Annotated in this window: 3 protein-coding genes; 1 reads left to right on the top strand and 2 read right to left on the bottom strand. The window is 37.5% G+C overall.

Annotated elements, in window-relative coordinates; genetic code table 11:
• A partial coding sequence (locus V7083_RS20085) for an aldo/keto reductase (RefSeq protein ID WP_335481255.1) occupies window positions 1-637 on the top strand: 637 nt, incomplete at its 5' end.
• A 52-nt stretch (window positions 638-689) separates the two neighbouring features.
• Here the strand turns inward: V7083_RS20085 and V7083_RS20080 are convergent.
• Both V7083_RS20080 and V7083_RS20075 read right to left on the bottom strand, forming a co-directional pair.
• The gene (locus V7083_RS20080) at window positions 690-1,145 is read right to left on the bottom strand and encodes a CBS domain-containing protein (RefSeq protein WP_335481253.1); all 456 of its coding nucleotides are present in this window, start codon (window positions 1,143-1,145) and stop codon (window positions 690-692) included.
• A gap of 258 nt (window positions 1,146-1,403) precedes the next feature.
• A complete protein-coding gene (locus V7083_RS20075; RefSeq protein WP_438823752.1) occupies window positions 1,404-3,815 on the bottom strand; it encodes a cytochrome P450 in 2,412 nt (803 codons plus the stop codon).
• Window positions 3,816-4,127 lie beyond the last annotated feature (312 nt).

Here is a 4,127-nt window from a genome sequence, read left to right as displayed (position 1 = left end):
AGGAATTCCAAGAGAGGAACTATTTATTACCTCAAAAGTATGGAATTCTGATCAGGGCTATGAATCCACCTTGCAGGCATATGAAACAAGCTTAAAAAAATTGGGTTTAGATTACCTCGATTTATATTTAATCCACTGGCCAGGCAAAGATCGATACAAAGAAACATGGAAGGCTCTTGAAAAATTATATAAAGATGGCAAAGTTCGGGCAATCGGTGTCAGCAACTTTAACGTTCATCACTTAGAGGAATTATTAAAGGATGCTGAAATCAAGCCTATGGTGAATCAAGTGGAATTCCATCCACATTTAACTCAAAAAGATCTCTTGGCATTTTGTCAAAAAGAAGGAATCCAGCTTGAAGCATGGTCACCATTAAAGCAGGGGCAACTACTGGATGATCCAACCATAAATCAAATTGCTGAAAAATATGGAAAAACGGCTGCTCAAGTAATCCTGCGTTGGGACGTACAGAATAAGGTCGTCACTATTCCAAAATCTATTAAAGAAGAGCGGATTATTCAGAATGCTGATATTTTCGATTTTGAGCTTTCAGCAGATGATATGGCTAGAATCGATGGCTTAAATAAGGATGAACGAGTTGGTCCAGATCCTGACCACTTTACAAATGGTTTCTAAACCCAAAAGGAGAACGGTCACTAACCTGTATAGTGACCGTTTTTGCAATATCTTATAGAAGTGCTTTAAATGCGTTTCTAACTACATCACCGCGGCTGATAATCCCCACTAAAACGCCATTTCGTTCTACAGGGACTTTCTTTATTTGTTTTTTTCCTAAAAAAGCAGCAATGTTCTCAATATCTTCATTCCAAGACACAGTGAAAACTTTCTTTTTAGCAATTTCCATAACATTAAGGTTTAACAGACGTTTTTCCCGTTCTTCAAACTCTTCCTGGTCCCCTTTTATGACAAAAGTGTAATAGAAATTATCCACTACACGGTCTTCATGCTTCCCAATATAACGCAAAATATCGCCATCACTAACATAAGCAACTACTTCATTTCTATCATTAACCACTGGAAGTCCGCTGATCCGGTACTCTAAGAATTTCTCGATTACCGCCCTGACTGAATCACTTTCTTTTACTTTGTGGACTTGGGTTATCATGATCTCATTTGCTTTCATAGCGTTTCCTCCTTAATCCAAATGGTTTCGAAAAGGATTGAATATAGCTATTATACTCCTAATATTTTTTTCAATCGACTACATCTCCTATAATTTTCCTCACTATTTATAAAGTATAGAAGAAAATGTGATTGCCATTTTCAAAAAAAACCGACTATTGGCGAGTCTAAAAGGAGCAGATAGATTTATGGAAAAAGAACGGGAAGGTAATACTTTCAAGCAACTAAAAAATAGGCAGACTAAGCTGCCTATTACGAATTACATAACCTTCACTTGGAAAGGTTCTAAGAGCTGTATAAATTGTTCAAAGGGTAGTTCACAAGCGGGGTACTTCACCAATAAATCCAACATCGTCATTTTTACATTATTTATGCCTGCTTTCATTTCATTTAACTCACGTTTATGTGGGGGACAAACTGTATGTTCGGCAAGTTCATGGAGTTGCTTCTCCGTAACTTGTTCCTGTAGGGCGACACTATATGTTAACAAATCCACCATTCGTACTGGTATATCCAGCGGAAGGTGTTCTAATTTTTCTTTGTTACCAGATAGAAGGATGAGTTCATTCCCATTTAATGCGAATCGGTTAATAGCCTTTTCTACAACATCAGAAGGATTTTGAGATAACCTGCCTTTGAAAGATGGATGAGAAGGAGTAGCATTGTATGCACCTTCATTCTCCTGAATAAAATGTACAGATAGTGTACTTGATAGGTCAGGGTCAACGGTCATTTCTAATCCTAAGGTATGAAAAATGTTTGGCCATAATTGACTGTGCCATTCTTCAAAATGCAGATCAAAATCTCCGCTAGCATCTCCTTGACCTTTTGGTGAAACACGGTAGGCTCCCAATTCACTCAGCTTTTCGTCTATTAGAGTTGGAACGCTTTGATAGGTGCTTGCCCAATTTGTGTCACCACATCCGAATACGGCATATTTTACATTTTCTAAAGAAGCAGGTTCAGCATCCTTAAGCCATTTGACAAATTTTCTAGCATTTTTTGGAGGATTCCCATTGTAAGAGGAGGTAACTATTAGCACCACACCATCCTTTGGGAGTACGCCAACGTATTCATCAAGCGCAGCGAATTCACTCCGAAATCCTTTGAATCGTGCTGTTAAGGATAGGTCGCGTGCCATTCCTTCAGCATTCCCCATATTCGAACCGTAAAGCACAAGAAGCGGTGTATTATGTGCATTCTTAATGGATTGTTGGTTTGCCCAAGCTTGTTTTTCAAAATACTGTTGAGTATTGTCTGTATCGCTAGCCATTAAGGCAAAATTACGTTCAGGATCACGCGGGCGGACTTTCATCGTTAATCCATCTGGTTTTAAGGTTAAGGTCTCTTTTACCTCGAGCTGATAATTTGTATGGTCAATTAATTCAAAGTGTTTTAAGATCATCCCAATTAACAGGGTAGCCTCATGCATGGCAAACTGTTGTCCGATACAAGCGCGTTGTCCATTCCCAAACGGTTTATATGCATGGTGTGGCACTTTTTTTGGATCGGAAAATCGTTCCGGTTTAAATTCTTCTACATCGTCCCCCCAAGCATCCTTATCGCGATGGAGTTTTAAATTCATTATGTTAACAACTTCACGTCTTTTTAGTGGATACTTACCGGCCAGAATCGTGTCTTCTTTGGCATAAAGCGAAAACATAGGGGCGGTTGGCCACAATCTTAGAGACTCATTTAAAATCATTCGTATATACTTAAGATTTCGCACCTGCTGGTAGGTCGGTACTGAACCAGATAAAACGCGATCCACTTCCTCATAAGCCTTTGCTAATTTTTCTGGATGTTTCATAAGAAAATACAAAGTGAATGAAAGAAGCCCACTGGTTGTTTCATGACCGGCAATTAAAAAAGTAATAATTTGATATCGGATATTTTCATCTGTTAATTTTTCACCAGTTTCGGGATCTGAACTATTCAGCATTCTTGACAGAAGATCCTCACCATCATGTTCTTCACTGGATTTACGTTCCTTGATAATTTCGTCTACTAAAGAAAACATATATTGGATATCTTGTTTAAATTGTCGTCTTTTCTTTACCATCCATTTATCCTGAATACCTAGACGATTGCTCTGATTCATTGCTTCATCAAGGGCACTGGACATACATTGTATAAATAGATGGGGTTTTTCTCTATAGAAGCTGTTAAAACGGTAGTTAAATCCACAAAGCCCAATTGTATCCAGCGTAAGCCTTGTCATATCTTCAGGAACATCGATACTTTCATCAGAATTAAGCCTGCCCCATTTTTGGATTAGTTGTACAGCAATATCCACCATCATGGAGTGATAACCCTTCATGGCACTTTGGCTGAAACTCGGCAGCAGTATATTATGGGCTTTTTTCCAATTTTCTTCTTTCGTCCAACTCGTAAAAAGACCATCACCCGAAAAAGATCGGACCTTCTGTAACGGTGCATTCACAAGCTTATCAAAACGGGATTCATCACAGGCATCCTTGACCAATTCTCCAGAAGATATGAAAATACCTGTCCCTGTAGGGAATTTGAGTTTAAAAATTGGTCCGTACTCATAGGCAAGCTTCATGATAGATTGGGATGGCTTATGCAGGTCTAATTGTGGGAGATTCCCTAACGGACCAAAGGTTTTTGGTTGCGGAATTTCAGTCTTGTTACTATTTGTTGACACCATTAATCCTTCCTCTCTTTCCAACTTTCATTTATAATTTCGAAATAATATTTTAGTAAATTATAACATTTAAGTTGTGATAATATAAGATAACAACTAATTAAAAATTCTGACAAATTTCAACAATATTCTCTTAATTCAAAATCTCCTAATTCCTGTGAAATTATCAAAATTAATGAAAGCGATTTCACAATTATGATAGTCCCACTTATTTTTTAACAAATAATGATAAAGGTTTAAAGGCATGGAAATGCAAATAAATTATTATTTTAACGTAGTAATTTTCAATGGTGTCTGTCACCATTATCAATATAC

The organism is Bacillus sp. JJ1764 (genome assembly GCF_036962145.1).
In the GTDB taxonomy this organism is placed as follows: domain Bacteria; phylum Bacillota; class Bacilli; order Bacillales; family Cytobacillaceae; genus Neobacillus.
The sequence above is the reverse complement of the archived record's forward strand: the minus strand, read 5'-3'. Positions and strand labels throughout refer to the sequence as shown.

Excerpts from the sequence above, each read along its gene's own strand:
- V7083_RS20080 (WP_335481253.1), bottom strand. The coding sequence starts at position 1,145 with ATGAAAGCAAATGAGATCATGATAACCCAAGTCCACAAAGTAAAAGAA.
- V7083_RS20075 (WP_438823752.1), bottom strand. The coding sequence starts at position 3,815 with ATGGTGTCAACAAATAGTAACAAGACTGAAATTCCGCAACCAAAAACC.